This window comes from Nonomuraea lactucae (assembly GCF_003313395.1).
GTDB lineage: Bacteria > Actinomycetota > Actinomycetes > Streptosporangiales > Streptosporangiaceae > Nonomuraea > Nonomuraea lactucae.
Window position 1 is genome coordinate 33218 of the sequence record NZ_QNFZ01000010.1, and the last position, 16285, is coordinate 49502.

The 16285-nt window shown below is 69.0% G+C and carries 20 protein-coding genes and 3 pseudogenes; 12 read left to right on the forward strand and 11 right to left on the reverse strand.

All coding sequences use genetic code 11. The features are described from left to right. Positions 1-25: 25 nt before the first annotated feature. The 3 genes from DQW85_RS00590 to DQW85_RS00600 form a co-directional block, all read right to left on the reverse strand. Positions 26-805, reverse strand: a complete 780-nt coding sequence (locus DQW85_RS00590) for an SDR family oxidoreductase (protein WP_113698528.1) — start codon at positions 803-805, stop codon at positions 26-28. 79 nt (positions 806-884) lie between these two features. Continuing rightward, a complete protein-coding gene (locus DQW85_RS00595; protein WP_113698529.1) occupies positions 885-1727 on the reverse strand; it encodes an SDR family NAD(P)-dependent oxidoreductase in 843 nt (280 codons plus the stop codon). 225 nt (positions 1728-1952) lie between these two features. Further along, positions 1953-2789: a helix-turn-helix transcriptional regulator gene (locus DQW85_RS00600; RefSeq protein WP_113698530.1), complete on the reverse strand. Its 837-nt coding sequence runs from the start codon at positions 2787-2789 to the stop codon at positions 1953-1955. A 376-nt stretch (positions 2790-3165) separates the two neighbouring features. On the opposite strand from DQW85_RS00600, the pseudogene DQW85_RS00605 reads away from it, so the two are divergent. Further along, positions 3166-3432, forward strand: a pseudogene (locus tag DQW85_RS00605) (IS982 family transposase); the annotation flags it as partial. Positions 3433-3453: 21 nt separating this feature from the next. Here DQW85_RS00605 and DQW85_RS00610 read toward each other — a convergent pair. Together DQW85_RS00610 and DQW85_RS00615 are read right to left on the reverse strand one after the other, a co-directional pair. Beyond that, the gene (locus DQW85_RS00610) at positions 3454-4005 is read right to left on the reverse strand and encodes an acyl-CoA thioesterase (protein WP_205314764.1); all 552 of its coding nucleotides are present in this window, start codon (positions 4003-4005) and stop codon (positions 3454-3456) included. A gap of 151 nt (positions 4006-4156) precedes the next feature. Beyond that, a complete protein-coding gene (locus tag DQW85_RS00615; RefSeq protein WP_162794617.1) occupies positions 4157-5095 on the reverse strand; it encodes an SAM-dependent methyltransferase in 939 nt (312 codons plus the stop codon). Positions 5096-5174: 79 nt separating this feature from the next. On the opposite strand from DQW85_RS00615, the gene DQW85_RS00620 reads away from it, so the two are divergent. Together DQW85_RS00620 and DQW85_RS43970 are read left to right on the forward strand one after the other, a co-directional pair. Then, the gene (locus DQW85_RS00620) at positions 5175-5852 is read left to right on the forward strand and encodes a TetR/AcrR family transcriptional regulator (protein ID WP_113698533.1); all 678 of its coding nucleotides are present in this window, start codon (positions 5175-5177) and stop codon (positions 5850-5852) included. A 318-nt stretch (positions 5853-6170) separates the two neighbouring features. Next, complete coding sequence (locus DQW85_RS43970; protein ID WP_162794618.1) at positions 6171-6320, forward strand: hypothetical protein; 150 nt, start codon at positions 6171-6173, stop codon at positions 6318-6320. 261 nt (positions 6321-6581) lie between these two features. Here DQW85_RS43970 and DQW85_RS00630 read toward each other — a convergent pair whose 3' ends face one another. Next, the gene (locus DQW85_RS00630; protein ID WP_113698535.1) at positions 6582-7034 is read right to left on the reverse strand and encodes a nuclear transport factor 2 family protein; all 453 of its coding nucleotides are present in this window, start codon (positions 7032-7034) and stop codon (positions 6582-6584) included. An 849-nt stretch (positions 7035-7883) separates the two neighbouring features. Between DQW85_RS00630 and DQW85_RS47485 the strand changes: the two genes are divergently transcribed. The 8 genes and pseudogenes from DQW85_RS47485 (at position 7884) to DQW85_RS00660 (ending at position 13763) form a co-directional block, all read left to right on the forward strand. Beyond that, on the forward strand, positions 7884-8006 hold the full coding sequence (locus DQW85_RS47485; protein WP_275888152.1) for a hypothetical protein: 123 nt from the start codon (positions 7884-7886) through the stop codon (positions 8004-8006). Between the two features lie 78 nt (positions 8007-8084). Beyond that, positions 8085-8924, forward strand: a complete 840-nt coding sequence (locus DQW85_RS00635; protein WP_113698536.1) for an oxidoreductase — start codon at positions 8085-8087, stop codon at positions 8922-8924. Between the two features lie 26 nt (positions 8925-8950). Further along, positions 8951-9730 (forward strand): meso-2,3-butanediol dehydrogenase, encoded by a 780-nt coding sequence (gene budC / locus DQW85_RS00640; RefSeq protein WP_205314765.1) that lies wholly within the window; start codon positions 8951-8953, stop codon positions 9728-9730. Between the two features lie 300 nt (positions 9731-10030). Next, positions 10031-10411: a hypothetical protein gene (locus DQW85_RS46330; RefSeq protein ID WP_240196830.1), complete on the forward strand. Its 381-nt coding sequence runs from the start codon at positions 10031-10033 to the stop codon at positions 10409-10411. A 159-nt stretch (positions 10412-10570) separates the two neighbouring features. Beyond that, positions 10571-10711 (forward strand): annotated as a pseudogene (locus DQW85_RS46335) (amidohydrolase family protein); the annotation flags it as partial. A gap of 166 nt (positions 10712-10877) precedes the next feature. Continuing rightward, entirely contained in the window at positions 10878-11678 is an 801-nt protein-coding gene (locus DQW85_RS00650; RefSeq protein WP_113698537.1) for an SDR family NAD(P)-dependent oxidoreductase, read from the forward strand. A gap of 184 nt (positions 11679-11862) precedes the next feature. Next, complete coding sequence (locus DQW85_RS48020) at positions 11863-12144, forward strand: PQQ-dependent sugar dehydrogenase (RefSeq protein ID WP_205314766.1); 282 nt, start codon at positions 11863-11865, stop codon at positions 12142-12144. A gap of 35 nt (positions 12145-12179) precedes the next feature. After that, the gene (locus DQW85_RS00660; protein WP_113698539.1) at positions 12180-13763 is read left to right on the forward strand and encodes a Na+/H+ antiporter; all 1584 of its coding nucleotides are present in this window, start codon (positions 12180-12182) and stop codon (positions 13761-13763) included. Between the two features lie 18 nt (positions 13764-13781). Here the strand turns inward: DQW85_RS00660 and DQW85_RS43975 are convergent, their stop codons facing one another. Next, positions 13782-13958 (reverse strand): hypothetical protein, encoded by a 177-nt coding sequence (locus DQW85_RS43975; protein WP_162794619.1) that lies wholly within the window; start codon positions 13956-13958, stop codon positions 13782-13784. Positions 13959-14147: 189 nt separating this feature from the next. Between DQW85_RS43975 and DQW85_RS43980 the strand changes: the two genes are divergently transcribed. After that, on the forward strand, positions 14148-14378 hold the full coding sequence (locus DQW85_RS43980; protein ID WP_162794620.1) for a hypothetical protein: 231 nt from the start codon (positions 14148-14150) through the stop codon (positions 14376-14378). Here the strand turns inward: DQW85_RS43980 and DQW85_RS00665 are convergent. The 4 genes and pseudogenes from DQW85_RS00665 to DQW85_RS00680 all read right to left on the reverse strand — a co-directional run. After that, positions 14315-14626: a type II toxin-antitoxin system Phd/YefM family antitoxin gene (locus DQW85_RS00665; protein ID WP_240196831.1), complete on the reverse strand. Its 312-nt coding sequence runs from the start codon at positions 14624-14626 to the stop codon at positions 14315-14317. The two genes, DQW85_RS43980 and DQW85_RS00665, sit on opposite strands and share 64 nt — an antisense overlap. Positions 14627-14813: 187 nt before the next feature. Continuing rightward, a complete protein-coding gene (locus tag DQW85_RS00670; protein WP_113698540.1) occupies positions 14814-15632 on the reverse strand; it encodes a helix-turn-helix domain-containing protein in 819 nt (272 codons plus the stop codon). A 99-nt stretch (positions 15633-15731) separates the two neighbouring features. After that, on the reverse strand, positions 15732-15869 hold the full coding sequence (locus DQW85_RS48025) for a LuxR C-terminal-related transcriptional regulator (RefSeq protein WP_420819131.1): 138 nt from the start codon (positions 15867-15869) through the stop codon (positions 15732-15734). Between the two features lie 15 nt (positions 15870-15884). Further along, positions 15885-16285, reverse strand: a pseudogene (locus tag DQW85_RS00680) (hypothetical protein); the annotation flags it as partial.

Consider the following 16285-nt stretch of genomic DNA (forward strand, 5'->3'; position numbering starts at 1 on the left):
CGGCGCAGGGCCAGGTCAGGCCAGGTCAGACGACCTGCGCGGTAGGCAGGATGGTGATCTCGGTGAGGTTGACGTGGCGGGGCGAGGCGGCGATGAACGCCACGGTCTCGGCCACGTCCGCCGACTGCAGCGGGTCGATCTCGGTGAGCAGCCCTTCCATGAGGGCGCTGGCGTCGGGGTCGGTGACGTGGCTGGGCAGCTCGGTGTCGACCATGCCGGGCTGGATCGTGGCCACGCGGATGTTCTTGGGGCCGAGTTCGACGCGCAACAGCCGGGTGAGGTGGCTGATGTAGGCCTTGGTGCCTGAGTAGACGGAGAACTTCTCCAGGATCCGGGTCGCCGCGATCGAGGAGGTGGTGATCAGGTCCGCGGGACGGCCCGCCTCGGCGGCAATGGTCAGGTGTGGCAGGAAGGCGCCGATGACGTTCATGACGCCGGTGATGTTCAGGTCGATCTGGCGCTGCCAATCGTCTTGGCGCAGGTCGGTGATCGGCGAGATGAGCTGGACGCCGGCGTTGTTGACGACGAGGTCGGCGGTGCCTAGCCGCTCGGCGACCTCGGCCGCCGCGTCACCGACGGCTTCCCGGCTGGTGACGTCGACGGCGATGGCGATCGCGGTGCCACCGGCGGCGCTGATGGACGCGCTCAGGTCGTCGAGCTTGTCCTTGCGCCGGGCAAGCACGACGACGTTCGCGCCGAGTCCAGCCAGGCGCAGGGCGGTGGCGGCGCCGATGCCGCTGGAGGCACCCGAGACCACGGCCACGCGGCCGGCCAGCGGGGTTCCGATGAGCAGAGCAGCAGTCATGACCAAGACCTCTTTCGTGTGTGAAGGCGGTGCCCGGGATGGGCTGCCAGGGGCCGGACGGTGTGCCGCAGGCCGTCGGTCAGGCAGTGGCGTCGTCGTGCGCGGTGGCGGCGGATTTCCCCCGCCAGGGGGCCACGTCCTGTTCGATCTGGTCCAGCTTGACCTGCAGCCGGTCCAGGGTGTCGGTACCCAAGTACAGGTGCCGGGGCAGGGTGTCCTGGGAGGTGACCTCGTAGATCAGCGCGGCGCCCTTGGCCGGGTCGCCGAGCTGGGTGTGGTTGGCGGTGTCCACCCAGTCGAGGGTCACATGGGCCGGGGTGCCGTCGTAGGCGTCGATGCGGTCGGCGGGCATCGACAGGGAGCTGGCGTCGAGGAAGTCGGTGCGCAGCACGCCCGGCTCGACCACCATCGACTGGATGCCGAACGGCTCCAGCTCCTTCGACAGCGACTCGCTGATCCCCGCCACGGCGAACTTCGAGGCGCAGTACATACTCACCCCGGGCTCGCCCTCGAACCCTGACCGCGAGCCGATGTGCACGAGCTTGCCGGAGCCCTGGCGGCGCATGACGGGCAGCACCGCGCGGGTCATGTCGATGAGACCGAAGACGTTCAGGTCGAACAGCGAGCGCGCCTCGGCGTCGCTGATCTCCTCCAGGGCTCCGAGCAGGCCGCGACCGGCGTTGTTGACCAGCACGTCGATGCGGCCAAACCGGTCGACGGCGGCCTGGACGGCGGCGGGAATGGCCGCGCTGTCGATGACGTCCAGGGCGACGGTCAGCACGTTGCCGGCCTTGACGAGGTCTTCCGGCATGCGGGCCGGGTTGCGGACCGCGATGACAACGTTATCGCCCTGGGCGAGGGCGGTGCGGGCGATCTCAGCACCCAGCCCGCGGGATGCTCCGGTGATGAACCAGGTGGCCATGACGGTGTCCTCGTTCCGTTCCGTTTGGCTGACATCTATGAGGTTGCCCAGGTCAGCGAGGTAGAAGAAGGTCGCGGAATTCCTGGGAGAGATGTACCTAGGAACCGGGCCGGACAGCGGACCGGGCGCGCACCAAGAAGAGGCCGGGGCAGTGCCCCGGCCTCTCGGCATGGTCGTGGATCGTGCGGGTCAGTCGGCTCGTGCGTGCATCGCCTGATCTTCCTCCTACCGCGCCTTCGACAGCGCGTCGTCGGCCCGCTCGCGCAGCCGTTCGAACGCCCGCGCGGTTGGCGTGGCCGGCTCGGCCTGATAGACGACGAGCTGCTGGTGCGGTGCGCCGTTGACGGTGAACGCCGAGAACAGGATGTGCAGGTCGCCCACGTGCGGATGGCGCAGGTGCTTGCCCTCCTGCGTCTTGGGTTTGACGTCATGGCGGCCCCACAGCTCGGCGAACTCGGGACTGGCGGCCGACAGGTCCGCCACGACCTCGGCGATGCGCCGATTGCCGGGGTCGTGGCCGTAGGCGGCCCGGATCTCCGCCATGCAGGAGTGCGCCGCCCGCTCCCACTCCTGGTAGAACCCCCGCCCGGCCGGGTCCGCGAACACCATGCGGGCCAGGTTGTCGGGCGGGCTGAAGCCCTCGTGCAGCGCGGCGGCCATGGGGTTGCAGGCCAGGATGTCCAGCGCGGGCCCGAGGGCGAAGGCGGGCGAGGTGGACCAGCCGTCCATGAGTTGCAGCAGCTGAGGGCTGACCGTGGTGTCCTGTGCCTGCTGCCACATCCGCGCTTCCGGCGGCTGCACCAGCCGCCACAGATGCTCGGCGGCGGGCGCGTCCAGGCGCAGCGCCCGGGCGACCGCCTCGACCACCTGGGGCGACGGGCTGGACTCGCGGCCCTGCTCCAGCCGTACGTAGTAGTCGCTGCTCATGCCGGCCAGCATCGCCACCTCTTCACGGCGCAGGCCCTTGACCCGGCGGCGGCCGTACTCGGACAGGCCGACGTCCTGCGGCTTGAGGGCTTCGCGGCGGGCGCGCAGGAAGTCGCCCAGCGGGGTGCCGGTCATGCCGTGCCCTTTGCCGGCGTGGCTTGAGGAACCGGCGTGGCTTGAGGAACCGGCGTGGCTTGAGGAACAGTACTGAGCGTACTTGTCCAAGCTGTCATGTCCGTCCTTTCAGCTTCTAGCTCGGAAACGTCAGAAGGTGACGGTCACCTTCCCCTGCCTGCAAAGATGGTGAGCGCCTGGCGGTCAGGGTGCGGCGTGGCGGAGGTGGAGCCCGCTGTGCTGGTCCGACATCAAAGACGCATCGTCCCATTTTTACTGGCTCCCGCCGAGGCGGGCGGCCAGCGCGTGATGGCAACTCCCATAACGCGAGCGACGCCCGGGGGTAGGGTCGGCCTTGATGGACCCGCGCCTTGCTCAGCAGAGCGCCGCAGGCCCCGAACGCGGCGTACGACTCCTACGACCCTCCTACCGCAATCGCACACCCCGCCCAGGCGAGCAGTACCTCAAACCGATCCGCCAGCTCATCGAATCGGTCAACGACACCCTCAAAGGCCAACTCGATCTCGAACTCCACGGCGGACGTACCCCAGAAGGGGTCGGCGCCCGCATCGCCCAGCGCATCTTGGCGTTGACCGCCGCGATCTGGCACAACCGCCTCACCGGCCAGCCCGTCACCCGCTCATTGACCGCCTACGACCACTGACCGGCGTTAGGACTTACTCGTCTAGCCGTCGGAGGACGCACCATACAGTGCATTGGCAACGTCGCGGGTCTCGTCAGCCCAGGGCACAGGCCGACGTGACTGCGGGTCCACGTTGACCTCGGTGCGGCTGCCCTCGGCGTGGACCGTCCGCCCATCCTCGGAAACCACGCGGAAGGCGAAGACCATGCTGCTCTTGCCGAGGTGCTCCAGCCGGGAACACACGTTGACCATGCCGACTCCGCGGATCGGGCTGCGATACCTGATCACCTGCTCAAGCACGGCATGCAGGACATCCGGATGCGTCGGCACACCGTCGGCGATCGAGTACCCAGCCCGCGCCCAGATCCGCACCAGCGCCCGTTCAACCAGCATCGGATACCGGCCGCTGTGCAGATTGCCCATGAAATCGAGGTCGTCCAGGTGGACTTCGGCCTGCTCGATGCGCTCCGCACCGAGCACCTTGGCAGTGTCAACCATTTGTATCCCTTCTTCGATTGCTCCTTCTTTCGCCGTGTCCGCCAGGAAGTAGGCCTGCCGACCCTTCACATGTCCGCGGGGCTTTACGCCGGCCATGCGGTTAGACGATGTCGACCTCGACCGCGTTCCGGGATGATGTGCGCTACGCCCACGACCTGGTCATGTCGCTATGCGGGTCCCTCACCGAGGATGAGGCGGAACGTGAACCCCGCGCAGGACACCGAAACCGAACGCTCATGACCGGCTGTCAGGTCAGCTGGCCCGCGAAGAGCCAGACTGAACAGGCGTCCGGGGCTGTACTGCAGATCGGCGGGACCGGGCGGCCGAGACTGGCGATGAATGCAGCGATTTCGGTGACCTCCGGGATCCAGCCGTGCCGTCGCAGCCACACCGACGGTTCTTCGGATGGACCAGCCTGGAGGAGGCCGGACATCCCGGCCGCCATCCGTCGGTCCGCATCGTCCGTGCATCGGCTGGTGAAGAACTCCGTGCTTGGCCGGTGGTCCGGGTACTCACTGATGATCCGCGAGCCCGGGGCGGATAGGCCGGTCAGCGTCGCCATCAGCTGGTCGGCATCCTCGGGGGACAGATACATCAGCAGACCCTCGGCAAGCCAGACGGTGGACTCACCGGGATCGAAGCCGGCCGCCAGCAAGGCGGCCGGCCAGTCGGCCAGCAGATCCGCCACAACCAGCCGTCGCGGACAGGTCGGTGCCTCGCCGACGGCGGCGAAGACCTCCTCCTTGAACGCGAACACATCGTCGTGGTCCAGCTCGAAGACGGTGCTCCCGGGATGCATGACCAGCCGGTATGCGCGGGCGTCCATCCCCGCGGCCAGCAGCACCACCTGACGCAGTCCATCCCTACTCGCCTTGAGCAGGTGCTCGTCATAGAACACGGTACGTAACGCCAGGTAGGACCCGAACTCGCGCCACAACGTCGACGCGCCCTCGTCGCGGGCGAAGCCCAGCGGCGGCAATGGGCCGGACCGGTGGCCGGTCGCAGCATCGACGCACGCCTCCGCCCAGCGATCGAGGAAGATCGCGTCCGCGCGGCGGCTCTCCTGCGCCCGGGCATACGCGGTCATCAATGACGTGGCTCCGACGCCCTGCGGAAGTCTCATCCTGGCTATCCCCAATGTCCGATGGTGAACGGCCGATCGCTGCCCAGCGACGATCGCCGTCATCACCGTATTACAGGTGTCAAAAATAATCAACGCATGTCAAAAAGCTGTGGGTATTATCCTTCCTGGGGACGGAGGGTTCATGGCACACACGACGGAGAATCGGCGGCACAGCCCGTCCAAGGGCGATCTGCGATACGCGCACCTCCTCCGCGTGGGAGAGGAACTGCTTGCCGAGAAGCCGTTGCGGAACATCACCATCGACGAGATCGCCAAGCGGGCGAGGCTGACCCGCCCCGCGTTCTACTTCTACTTCGACTCCAAGTACGCGCTGCTCGCGGCGCTGCTGGAGCGGGTCTTCGCGACCCAGTTCGATGCCGCGACGCGCCTGTGGTTCCGCAGGCCGACTGAGATCACGCCACGCCAGGCATGCGAACAGCACTTCACCGAGATGCTGGCGCTCTGGCGCCGGCACGCCAGCGTGATGCGCGAGGCCTCCGAGGCGATCAGCTTGCATCCAAAGATCCAGGAGGCCTACGGGCAACTGCTCCACCGATTCGTCGAGGCCGCCACCGACCAGATCGATCGGGAACGGCAGGCCGGAGCCGCCCCGCCGGGCGCCGACGCCCGCGCGCTCGCCTCGACCCTGACCTGGATGACCGAGCGCACCCTCTACGCCACCGTGGCCGGCCTCGGCCCCGACTTGACCGACGAGGCCCGGATCGCGGCCCTCGCCGACGCATGGCTACGCGCCATCTACGGAACCGCGACACCCAGAGCATCCACAACGCCCTCACCGCAGCCTGCGGACGCAGGGTAGCTTGGTGAGCCGGGGGGATCGGTTGGTCAAGGCCTGGTCCCTCCGGCTGGTTCGGTGCTGCAGCACTACGGCCCGGATCACTACGAAATGGTGCTGGCGTGGTCCCGAGCAGTGGAGCTGCGCCACCAGGCCCGCCGCCGGACCGCCGCCGCGGAGATGCGCAGCGTGCTCCAGGACGTGTTGCGCCTGGCAGAGGACGGACGGACCGAATTCTTGTGCAGGAACGGCCGGGCGTCGGGCCGCTTCAGTGGCCTGGCGCTGCAGCCGTCTGGACGGTGCGTACGATGGTTGGCTGGCGGACTTTCGAGGAGCGCCCAGTTGGCAAGTCGCACACTGGAGGCGCTGCGCGCTACGGCCGGGGCCGACGCAGGACCTGAGCTCGCCGTCGCAGTGACCGGCATGCCGGTCGACCGGCTGGACGAGCCGGCGGCGGTGTGTACCGGAATGCGGCCGGACCGGCCAGCCTGAACCTCAACGCCGCGCTCAACCCGCGGTTCGCCGGCACCGGCCACTTTTCCGCCGGGCCCTGCGAGCGTTGCTGTACTGCCACGGACTCGTCATCGAGGACCCGATCGCCGTGGCCGCCGAGATGTATCCAAGATGCGGGCGGCGTGGTCGGCGGTCTGGTGGCGGCGCTGTGGGCCAGTTCGGCGATGCGGGCTCCCATCCGGTCGATGAGGCGCGACCCGGGCCGCCTCGTCGACCGGATGGTCGCCCGGGTGGAGGGGGTCAGCCGGCCTTGGCGGCGGACTCGGACTCGGAGTCCTTGATCCCGAGGTTGGCGTAGGCGACCGGGTTGGCGTACTCCCATACCTTGACGATCTTCCCGTTGGCGATGTCGACTTTGAAGATGTAGACGTTGCGGTACACCAGCTTCTCGGCGGTCGACAGGATGTCGCCGTTGGCCTGCAGGAAGACCGAAGAGCCGTCCTCGCTGACGGTGTAGACCTTGTCCAGGAACGCCACCCGGTCGAACTTGGCGGCGACCGAGTGGATGTAGCCCATCACGTGCTCGCGGCCGTCGAAGACATACCAAGGCTCGGGCGTGCCCTCGATCGACAGCGGGATGGTGATGTTGGCCTCCGGCGCCAGCACGGCCTCCACGCCGGCCGGGTCGCGGCCCTCGAACGCGGCGAAGAACGCCTGGGCCAGGGACAGGGCATCCTGATGAACGGTGTTCATGATCTTTCTCTTTCCGGTTGAAGTGAGCCGGTCCGGAATGGGTGTTCGTCCCGGCGGCGATGCTTACGCTAGGCCGCTCTCGCCTGGTCTCCCTCGCCCCGGCATCCCTGGGACCGCCAGTCCCACGCTGCGCCCCTCCACTCGACGCGAACACTGGTGGAATCGTCAATACCTCTGGGTCAAGATCCTTAGGCGGGCCGCCTTACCCCTTGCCGTCCAGCCGCTGTTCTCGGAAGTGCTGACGAGCGCTCCGGTTCTCGTTCTCGGAAGTCGTCGCGGCGGACGTTTCTGAGAACACGGCCTCCTCGGAAGCTGCTGGCCTGCGATGCTGCTATGCGATGCTGGCCCGCAGCGGGAAGTTTCGGCCGGATATGACCAGCGCCGGTGACACCCTCCGTGACACGTTGGGTGCCTGCCGTCGCGGAATTGATCATCGTGGTGGTAGCAGCGCGCACACCTATGCGCTCACCCGCGTGGGCGCGCGTGGGAGGCCGGCCGGTCAGGGCCTGGGGCGGGGGCCGGCGATGCGGGCGGCGAGGAGGTGCTTCAGGCGGGTCACGGGCCTTCGATCAGCGCGCCAGCCATGGTGAAGGTTTGCCGAAAGGCTTTCAGCGAGGCGTTGCGTATCGACGACAAGCAGGCGATCGAGGCCTTTGACACTGCGATGACCACATGGCGATGGCGGCGCGGTGGGGAGCGCGGCCACCAACGCGACGCTCCATTCCTAGGTACAGCTCTCCCAGGAAACTCACGGCCTTCTCCCCCTTTGGCCGCCTGGACAGACTCGAATCTGTCAGCGGCAGGACATATCGCGGCTGAACCGGCAAGACAAGCGGAAAGGACGCCCTCATGGCCGCCTGGTTCACCGGCGCATCCCGCTGCCTGGGCGTCGAGATCGGCCGCACCGCCCTGGGCGAGGGCGACAACGTCGTGGTCGCGATACGCAACCCCGACCGCCTTACGAGGACCTGAAGAAGGCCGACAACGCGCTGGCGGTCGCCTTGGACGTCACCGACACTGCCTGACCCCGCAGCCACCGAAGGATCAATCGTGTTTCACACCTCAACCGTCTGGCTCATAACCGGCTGCTCCACAGGTTTCGGCCGCTCCCTGGCCGAACACCTGCTCGACCAGGGCCACCGCGTGGTGGCCACCGCACGCGACACCGAGCAGATCAAGGACCTGCGCGAGCGAGGGGAAGCTCTCCTGCTGCCTCTCGACGTCAGCGACCCGGCCAGCGTCTCTGAGGCGGTGCGACAGGCCGAGGAGCAGTTCGGCGGCATCCACGTGCTGGTCAACAATGCCGGGATCGGTTACTTCGCCGCCGTCGAAGAGAGCGAGGAAGCCGCCATCGACCGGCTGTTCGACGTCAACTTTCATGGCGTCTCCCGCACGATTCGGGCCGTCCTTCCCGGGATGCGCGCGCGCAGGAAGGGCTTCATCGTCAACCTGACCTCGATCGGAGGGCTGGTGGGCCACACCGCGGTGGGCTACTACTGCGCCACCAAGTTCGCCGTCGAGGGCCTGACCGAGAGCCTGCGGCACGAGGTGGAACCTTTGGGCATCAAGGTGATGCTGGTCGAGCCGAGCGCGTTCCGCACCGAATGGGCCGGCTCCGCTCGGGGGTCCGAAGCGACCATCGCCGACTACGACGCCACGGCCGGTGCCGCTCGCCGCGCCTACCAGGCATCGGTGGGGCGCCAATCCGGCGATCCCGACCGTGCCGCGCGAGCGCTGGTGGCCGCGGTGGAGTCTCCCGAGCCGCCGCTGCACCTACTGCTCGGCAACGATGCCCACGACACCGCCATGGCCAAACTCGCCACCCTGCGGGCGGAGTTCGAGAAGTGGGAGTCCACCAGCCGCGGGGCCGACTTCCCGGCCGGCTCCTGACCGTCGAAGACACCACTATGAACTGATTGGAGCAGATCGTGAACCGCTTCACCGAAAAGGTGGCCGTCATCACCGGCGGAGGGTCGGGAATCGGCGCGGCAACCGCGCGCCGATTCCTCGACGAAGGAGCCAGCGTCGTCATCTCCGGTCGTCGGAAAGAGCGCCTGGAGCACGTCGCGCAGAGCACGCCGCAAGATCGCGTGCTCGTCTTCCCGGCGGACGTGTCCGTCCGCGAGGAGTGCGACGCCCTGATCGCGGCGGCCGTCGACCGGTTTGGCCGGATCGACACGCTGGTCAACGCGGCCGGCATGAACCTCGTCGGCAGCGTCGAGGAAACCTCGGACGAGGACTGGCACACGTGCGTGGGCGCCGACCTCAGCAGCGTCTTCTACACCACCCGGGCCTCGCTCCCCCACCTGCGCGCCACCAAGGGCTCCATCGTCAACGTCGGCTCGGTGTCGTCCCTTGGCGGCGGCTGGTCTCACGCCGGATACAACGCCGTCAAAGCGGCCGTCGCCAATCTCACCCGCTCCGTCGCCTGCGACGTGGGCAAGGACGGTGTGCGCGCCAACGTGGTATGCCCCGGCCTGACCATCACCGAGATGGTCGACGAGATCATGGCGGATGAGGCCCTGCTGGACAAGGCATGGGAGCGCATCCCCTTGCGACGCGCCGCCCAGGCCGATGAGGTCGCCTCCGCCATCGCCTTCCTCGCCAGCGACGAGGCCGCCATCATCACCGGCATTGCCCTGCCTGTCGACGGTGGTCAGACCTGCACCGACGGCGGCCCCGAATGGGGCAAGTGAGGCCGCAGACCCGCACCACCGCGGCCGGTCCGGCCCTCGCCACGCGGCCTCCGCCAACATCGCCATCGCCAAAACCCGGCTTCTCACACTCAACGATCATCACTGCTGCTCTGCTCACCGCAACCCCGTCCGTCGGCCGCGTTGCCGTCGTCTGCGGCGCCTCCAGCGGCCTGACCCACGACTGACACCGGTGGGATGCCGCCGGGCGGGCCCGGCGGCATCCCACGCCAGCCTGTCTCCCCCACCCCGGCTCGCCCCCCGGCCGAGCCGTCACTATCCCCGCTTCCGCAGGAGCCCACCATGAACGTCCTTCTGGACGGACTGCGCCGCCACGCCATCGACCCCGCCCGCCGGGTCATGCTCACCGAGGCGACCGTCGTCACCATGGACCCCCGCCTCGGTGTCCTGGTCGCCGGCTTCGTCGACACCCACCGCCATGCCTGGGAGGCCCAGCCACGCCGGATCATGCCCGACGTCGACGACCTCGGCGAGCACGTGACCATGCGGCCGCACTTCGGCGACTGGGACGACCAGTGGCCCGCCGACCTGACCCGGCTCCACAACACCTACTACTCCGCCGGTGACCAGTTCCTCACCCTGCGCCGCTACCCATTGCCGAGATCGCCGGCCCGAACCCCGCCTGCGGCGAACGCCTCGCCCGTGAGCTGGGCATCGGGGTGAGCATCGATGTCGTCTTCGGCCTGCCCTCCTCCGAGGCCATCGTCGCCTGGGCAAAGCAGGACCTGCTCGGCCCGGGCGTCACGTTCCACTGCACCGGCCTGACCCCGCAGGCGCGGCAGGCGATGGCCGACGCCGCGGTCTCCCTCGCCCCTACCTCCGATGCGCGGATCGGACTGCGAGAAACCCGCCCGCATCGGCGTGGCCGCCGCGCTCGACTTCGCCACTCTGCAAGGTGCCGAGAGCATCGGCCTCGGCGACGTCACCGGTTCCATCACGCCGAGCAAGCAGGCCGACCTGCTCGTCGTACGTGTCGAGGACCTGAACGACATGCCGCTCAACGACCCGATCGGCACCCTGATCCTCGGCTCCGATCCTCGCAACATCGACCCGTCTTCATCGCCTGCCAAAAGGACGTACGCGCCTCACGCGACCGCGTCCTGCGCGACGCGCACCGCGAGGACCCGTCATGACCAAGTCCGCCTCCGGCCACAGCGTTGTCCTGACCGGCGCGACCAGCGGGATCGGTCTGGCGACTGCCCGTCTGCTCACCCGCTCGGCCACCCATCTCATCCTGCACGGCCCCGAGCTGCGCTCCGCCGTCGAGCCCCTGCTGTCCACGCTGCCCGGCGAGGCCAGGATCGACTACCTGCACGCCGACTTCGACGAACTGATTCAGGTCGCCGCGCTCGCCACCCGAGTCGGCGAGCTGACCGGGCGCGTGGACGTTCTGATCAACAACGCGGGCCGACCCGGACCGCCCACGCGCACGCTCAGCCGCGACGGCTACGAAACGACGCTCCAGGTCAACTACCTGGCCGCGGTGCTGCTGACCCAGCGCCTCACCCCGCTACTCCGGGACGGCCGCGTGGTGCACGTCGCCTCGGCCACCCACCTGTCGGCCACCCTGAACGTGGACGACCTGCACCTGGAACGCCACCCCTACAGCCCAACCATCGCCTACGCCCGCTCCAAGCTCGCCATGGTGACGCACGCCCTGTGGCAGGCCCGCCACCCCGGACCGCCGACCGTCAGCATCAGCCCCGGCGTCATCAGCACCGGACTGCTGCACGCCATGTACGGCGTCGGCGGCGCCCCCACCGCCCACGGGGCACGCAACGTCGTCCAAGCTGCGACCGCGCCTGGCCTGCCCACAGGCACATACCTGGACGACGGCGAGCCCGCCACGCCAAGCCGCTTGGCCCGCGACCACGCCGCCCAGGAGTCCTTGCACCAGGCCACCACGGACCTGCTCAAGCCATGGCGATGAAGGCTGCGACGGGAAACAAAGGCCGGACGGCTGGTCATGATCACTCCGCCGGCGCCGTCCAAATCGTCGGCGGCGTCCCGCCCGTCTCGGTCGGGTGCAGAACGGCCTGCGCACACGGCGCTCTCGCCTGGCCACTCAACGGCCATATGGTCTAACTTCACCTACTCGGCGGCCGGCCCGGACGGTGGTCTACGTCTGGTCAGAGCCCGGCTGGAGGAAACCGGCGGCGGACCGCGCCCGCCATGCCAGCCGTCCCGACCTGCACAGTCCCGCTCTCGACTGGGATCCCGTCATTGCTCCCGGCGGCATGGCCTTCTACCGCGGCGACGCCTTCCCGCGATGGCGCGGATCACTCGTGAACGCCGGCTTGGTGTCCGAAGCCCCGATCCGCGTCGTGATCGGCTCCGACGGCACAGTCTGGTACGTCGAAGACGACGACCCTGGCCGCCTGTCACTCATCCGATAACCCCTACAGGCCGGAGATCACCGCGGAGGTGTGGAATGAGTCATCGCAGCCTGGAGATCGTGGTCGTCGTGGTGGCGGCCGTACTGGTCATGACCTGGACGGCCAGACGGCTTAGGCTCAGCGAGCCGATGGTGCTGTTGGCAGGCGGATGTCTGATCGGCCTGGTGCCGCACTTCGGCGACATCCCCTTGCCCCCCGAAGTGGTGCTGCTCATCTTCCTGCCGGCGTTGCTGTATTACGAGTCGCTGACCACATCACTCCGCGAGATCAGAGCCAACCTGCGCTCCATCACGTTGCAGGCCACCGGACTGGTGATGCTCACCACGGCAGCGGTGGCGGCCGTGGCCCACGCATTCGGATTCCCCTGGCCCGTGGCGTTCGTGCTCGGTGCCGTGCTTGGCCCCACCGACGCGGTGGCGGTGGCCGCGGTCGCGCGCGGTCTGCCGCGCCGGACGCTCACGATGCTGCGCGCCGAATCACTCATCAACGACGGCACAGCGCTGGTGCTGCTCGCCGTGACGATCGAGGCGGCCGTTCAGGGCACTCCGTTCTCCTGGAGCGGCACCGCACTCCATTTCGCCGTCTCCTGTGCCGGCGGCATCGCGGTGGGCCTGGCCACGGCCGCGGTCGTGATCCTCATCCGGCGCCGCTGGCGAGACCCGATGCTCAACAGCGGCTTGAGCGTGCTCACCCCGTTCGCCGCCTTCATGCCCGCTGAACTGTTGCACGCCTCCGGCGTCCTGGCGGTCGTCACCTGCGGGCTCGCCTTGAGCCAGGCAGGGCCCCGGCTCATCCCGCCGGTCGCTCGCCTGCAGGTGGTCTCCTTCTGGGAGGTGACCACCTTCCTGGTGAACGGGTCGCTGTTCGTCCTCGTCGGTATCCAACTGCCCGCTGCGGTACGTGGTTTGTCGTCGTTCACCGTGCCGCAGGCCGCTCTGCTCGCCCTGGCGGTGAGCGCCATGGTCATCAGCATCCGACTGCTGTGGTTCTACACCGTGCCCTACCTCGTACGGCTCCTCGACCGACGGCCCCGTCAGCGCGAACGCCGGATCGGCGCCCGGCACCGCCTGCCGCTCGCTTGGGCTGGCATGCGCGGCGCCATCTCCCTGGCCGCAGCGCTGTCAGTGCCTACGATGACCGCCGGCGGACTGCCTGTACAGGACCGCGACGCCATCGTGTTCATCACCACCGTGGTCATCCTGGTCACCCTGGTCATCCTCAGCCCGCCGCTGCCTGCCGTCATCCGGTGGGCGCGCCTGCCCGCCGACCCGACCCAGGACGAAGAAGAGCGCCTGGCCCTGCGCCAGATCTCCCGCGCGGCTGTGAGGGCGCTGCCCGAACACGCCGCCCGCCTCAACGTGCCAGCTCACATCGCCGACGAGCTTGCCCGAGACCTTGGCGTCTTCAGCCACCCGAGCAGGGCGCAAGAGGTCGAGCACACCCGGCAACTGGCCTTGGCTCTGCTCCAGGTCAAACGCGCCACGCTGATCCACCTCCGCGACCGGCGGCACATTGACGACATCGTGCTACGCCGCCTGCAAGCGCGCCTGGACGCCGAACAACTCCGCCTCGAAACCCTCGCCGCCGACGCCGCACCTGCTCGACCGTCGTTATCTTGAATTGCTGACGCAACTCTGTCAGCGGGCGATCACCTCGTGCAGCACCTGCAACGGCTCGGCCGCGTCGTCGTGATGCATCCAGGCCAGCTCTCCCTGGGCGTCATGGCCCCGGCTCCAGCCGTCGCACACGTCATCGAGCACGTCGGCGGCCTCGATCAGCGCTGCCAGGTCGCGGGCGGCCTTGAGGGCCGGCACCTGGCCGTGCGCTCGCGGCCGACACCCCCGACCGGCCCACCACACCCGCCGCCGCGCCCACAGGCCCGGTCCTAAGGGAGCGGCGCCGCGGCTCTTGAACGCTCTCAGCGCGTTTACGCTGCTCAAGTGTTGATCTGGAGGACCTAGACTGACAGGTGGTCGGCCCCGTGGGTGTAGATAATCCGGAAGGTGTCGGTGCGCAGTTCCAACGCGCCGGGATGCCCCGTAGGGCCGGGCGCCCAGCGGTTCGCGCTCCTCGGCAAGGTCGAGGATCGCGTCGATGATCGTGACGCGCAGGCCGAGGGTGGCCTGGTACAGGGCCTCGCGGACGGCGTCGGCGAGTTCGAGAGCCTGCTTCAAGAGCGCTCGCCGGGCGTCGGCAGGCCTAAGTCGGCGTACACCTGGTCGCGCGACTCGTAGCGGTGCATGCGCATCTCGCCCCGCTCGCGGGCGGCGATCGCCTCCCGGATGCGGCCGGCCTCGACCTCGTCGCGGGCGCGCAGCAGTTCCTCGTAGTCGGCTACGGAGATAAGTACGGCGTGCTCGTCATCGGAGCGCTTGATGACGGTGGGCCGGTGGGCGTGGACAGCGCGGGAGACGAGCGGGCCGAGTATGTCGCGGGCCGCGGTGATCCCGAACGTCTCCATGCCGTGCTCGTCGATGCTCATGCCCCCACCGCCCCACTCGGCACCACCGAGCGTGCGGATTCCCCGCACGCCGCCTGACAGGTCTGCCGGTGGGACTACTGGCGGCCTCCCGGACCGGCGAGCACAGCTTCTTCGACCAGGGCCACCTCCGCTCGGCCGGCTGGCGCGCGACATGTGCCCGACGGCCGCTGTGGAAAGGGTTCGGGGGTCAGGTGGCCAGCGTGCCCAGCAGGGCCAGTGCTTGGGCGGAGAGGGAGTCCGGCTCGGCCGGGTGGGCGATGAGCCGCAGGCCGGGCGCGCTGGCGATAAGGAAGATCTCGGTGCGCAAATGCAGATCGCCGACGTCGGGGTGGTAAAAGTGGGTGCCGGACGCGAGTCCGCCGCGCGGGTCGCGGGCCGCCCACAACCGGCGGAAGTCGTGGCTGATGATCGCCAGTTCGCCGACGAGTTCGCGCAGATTGTGCTCGTCCGGTGCCTGGCGAGTCGCTTGGCGCAGATCGTGTACGGCCGCCCGGGCGGTGCTGGTCCAGTCGCGGAAGAACTCCCGCCCTGCCGGGTCAAGGAAGATCATGCGCAGCAGGTTGTCGCCGAAGACGAAGCGGCTGTGCAGCATGGTCGCCAGCGGGTTACGTACCAGCACGTCGCAGGACCTGCCCACGATAAGGGCCGGGGCCACCGTCCAGTCGTGGAGCAGGGCCAGCACCTCGGGCGCGACCCGCTCGACGCGGCCGGGCCGGCGGCGCCCAGCGGTGGGCCGGGCCAGCCGATACAGCTCCACAAGGGCCTGCTCATCCAGGTGCAGCGCCCGGGCCAGGCTTTCCACGGTCTGGCGGGTGGGGCGCTCGCGGCCCTGTTCGAGCCGGGTGTAGTAGCCGACGCTGAGGCCGGCCAGGTGGGCGACCTCGTCGCGCCGCAGCCCGGCCACCTGTCGGTGGCCGCCTACGGGCAGCCCCGCCTGCTCGGGGCGCACGAGCGCGCGGCGCTCACGCAGGAACCGCCCCAGCGCGGCGTTGCGCTCACTGTCCATGACATCTGAGGCTAGGCAAATGGCCGGCACGCTGCCTGGGTGCGTCACTCCCAGGTTGAACGGCCGGAGCCTCCGGCGGATCACATGCCGAGGTCGAGGTCACGCAGCTGGCGGCGGGAGCTGATGCCGAGTTTGCGGGTAGAAGCTGTGCAGGTGGCTGTCGATCGTGCGCGGGCTCAGGAAGAGTTCGGCGGCCACCTCTCGAGAGTTCCTGCCGGTGGCCGCAAGGCGGGCGATGTGGTTCCTGGGAGGTCAGGGCATCCAGGACCGAGGTGGCGGAGCTGGACGGCCGGTCCTCCAGCTCGCGCAGGCCCCGGGCGGCGCGGGTGGCGAAGGCGGTGGCTCCCATGCCGTCGAACATGCGGTGGAAGCCTCGCGCAGGCTCGCGCGCGCCCGCGGCCGTGAGCCGGAGCGGATGAGCCACTCGGCGTGCAGCAGGCGTGTACGGGCCAGCTGGACGGCGACCCGGGTGTCGCCGAGGTGGTAGACGGCCTCCTCGTACAGCTCTTCGGGAGCGTAACTGAGCAGGGCGTGGCAGCGGGCCGGCACGCCGAGCCCCCAGCAGGTGCGGGCGGCGGCCTCGATGAGCTCCGGCAGCGCGGCGGCGCTCCAGAACAGGCGGCTGCGCCCGGCGGCCTGCCCGGGCGGGCGCG

Excerpts from the sequence above, each read along its gene's own strand:
- DQW85_RS00665 (WP_240196831.1), bottom strand. The coding sequence starts at position 14,626 with ATGAGCATCGACGAGCACGGCATGGAGACGTTCGGGATCACCGCGGCC.
- DQW85_RS00610 (WP_205314764.1), bottom strand. The coding sequence starts at position 4,005 with ATGGCCGGCGTAAAGCCCCGCGGACATGTGAAGGGTCGGCAGGCCTAC.
- DQW85_RS00620 (WP_113698533.1), top strand. The coding sequence starts at position 5,175 with ATGGCACACACGACGGAGAATCGGCGGCACAGCCCGTCCAAGGGCGAT.
- DQW85_RS00630 (WP_113698535.1), bottom strand. The coding sequence starts at position 7,034 with ATGAACACCGTTCATCAGGATGCCCTGTCCCTGGCCCAGGCGTTCTTC.
- DQW85_RS00615 (WP_162794617.1), bottom strand. The coding sequence starts at position 5,095 with ATGACGGCGATCGTCGCTGGGCAGCGATCGGCCGTTCACCATCGGACA.
- DQW85_RS00590 (WP_113698528.1), bottom strand. The coding sequence starts at position 805 with ATGACTGCTGCTCTGCTCATCGGAACCCCGCTGGCCGGCCGCGTGGCC.
- DQW85_RS46330 (WP_240196830.1), top strand. The coding sequence starts at position 10,031 with ATGAACGTCCTTCTGGACGGACTGCGCCGCCACGCCATCGACCCCGCC.
- DQW85_RS00670 (WP_113698540.1), bottom strand. The coding sequence starts at position 15,632 with ATGGACAGTGAGCGCAACGCCGCGCTGGGGCGGTTCCTGCGTGAGCGC.
- DQW85_RS00595 (WP_113698529.1), bottom strand. The coding sequence starts at position 1,727 with ATGGCCACCTGGTTCATCACCGGAGCATCCCGCGGGCTGGGTGCTGAG.
- DQW85_RS00650 (WP_113698537.1), top strand. The coding sequence starts at position 10,878 with ATGACCAAGTCCGCCTCCGGCCACAGCGTTGTCCTGACCGGCGCGACC.
- DQW85_RS00600 (WP_113698530.1), bottom strand. The coding sequence starts at position 2,789 with ATGACCGGCACCCCGCTGGGCGACTTCCTGCGCGCCCGCCGCGAAGCC.
- DQW85_RS47485 (WP_275888152.1), top strand. The coding sequence starts at position 7,884 with ATGGCCGCCTGGTTCACCGGCGCATCCCGCTGCCTGGGCGTCGAGATC.
- DQW85_RS00660 (WP_113698539.1), top strand. The coding sequence starts at position 12,180 with ATGAGTCATCGCAGCCTGGAGATCGTGGTCGTCGTGGTGGCGGCCGTA.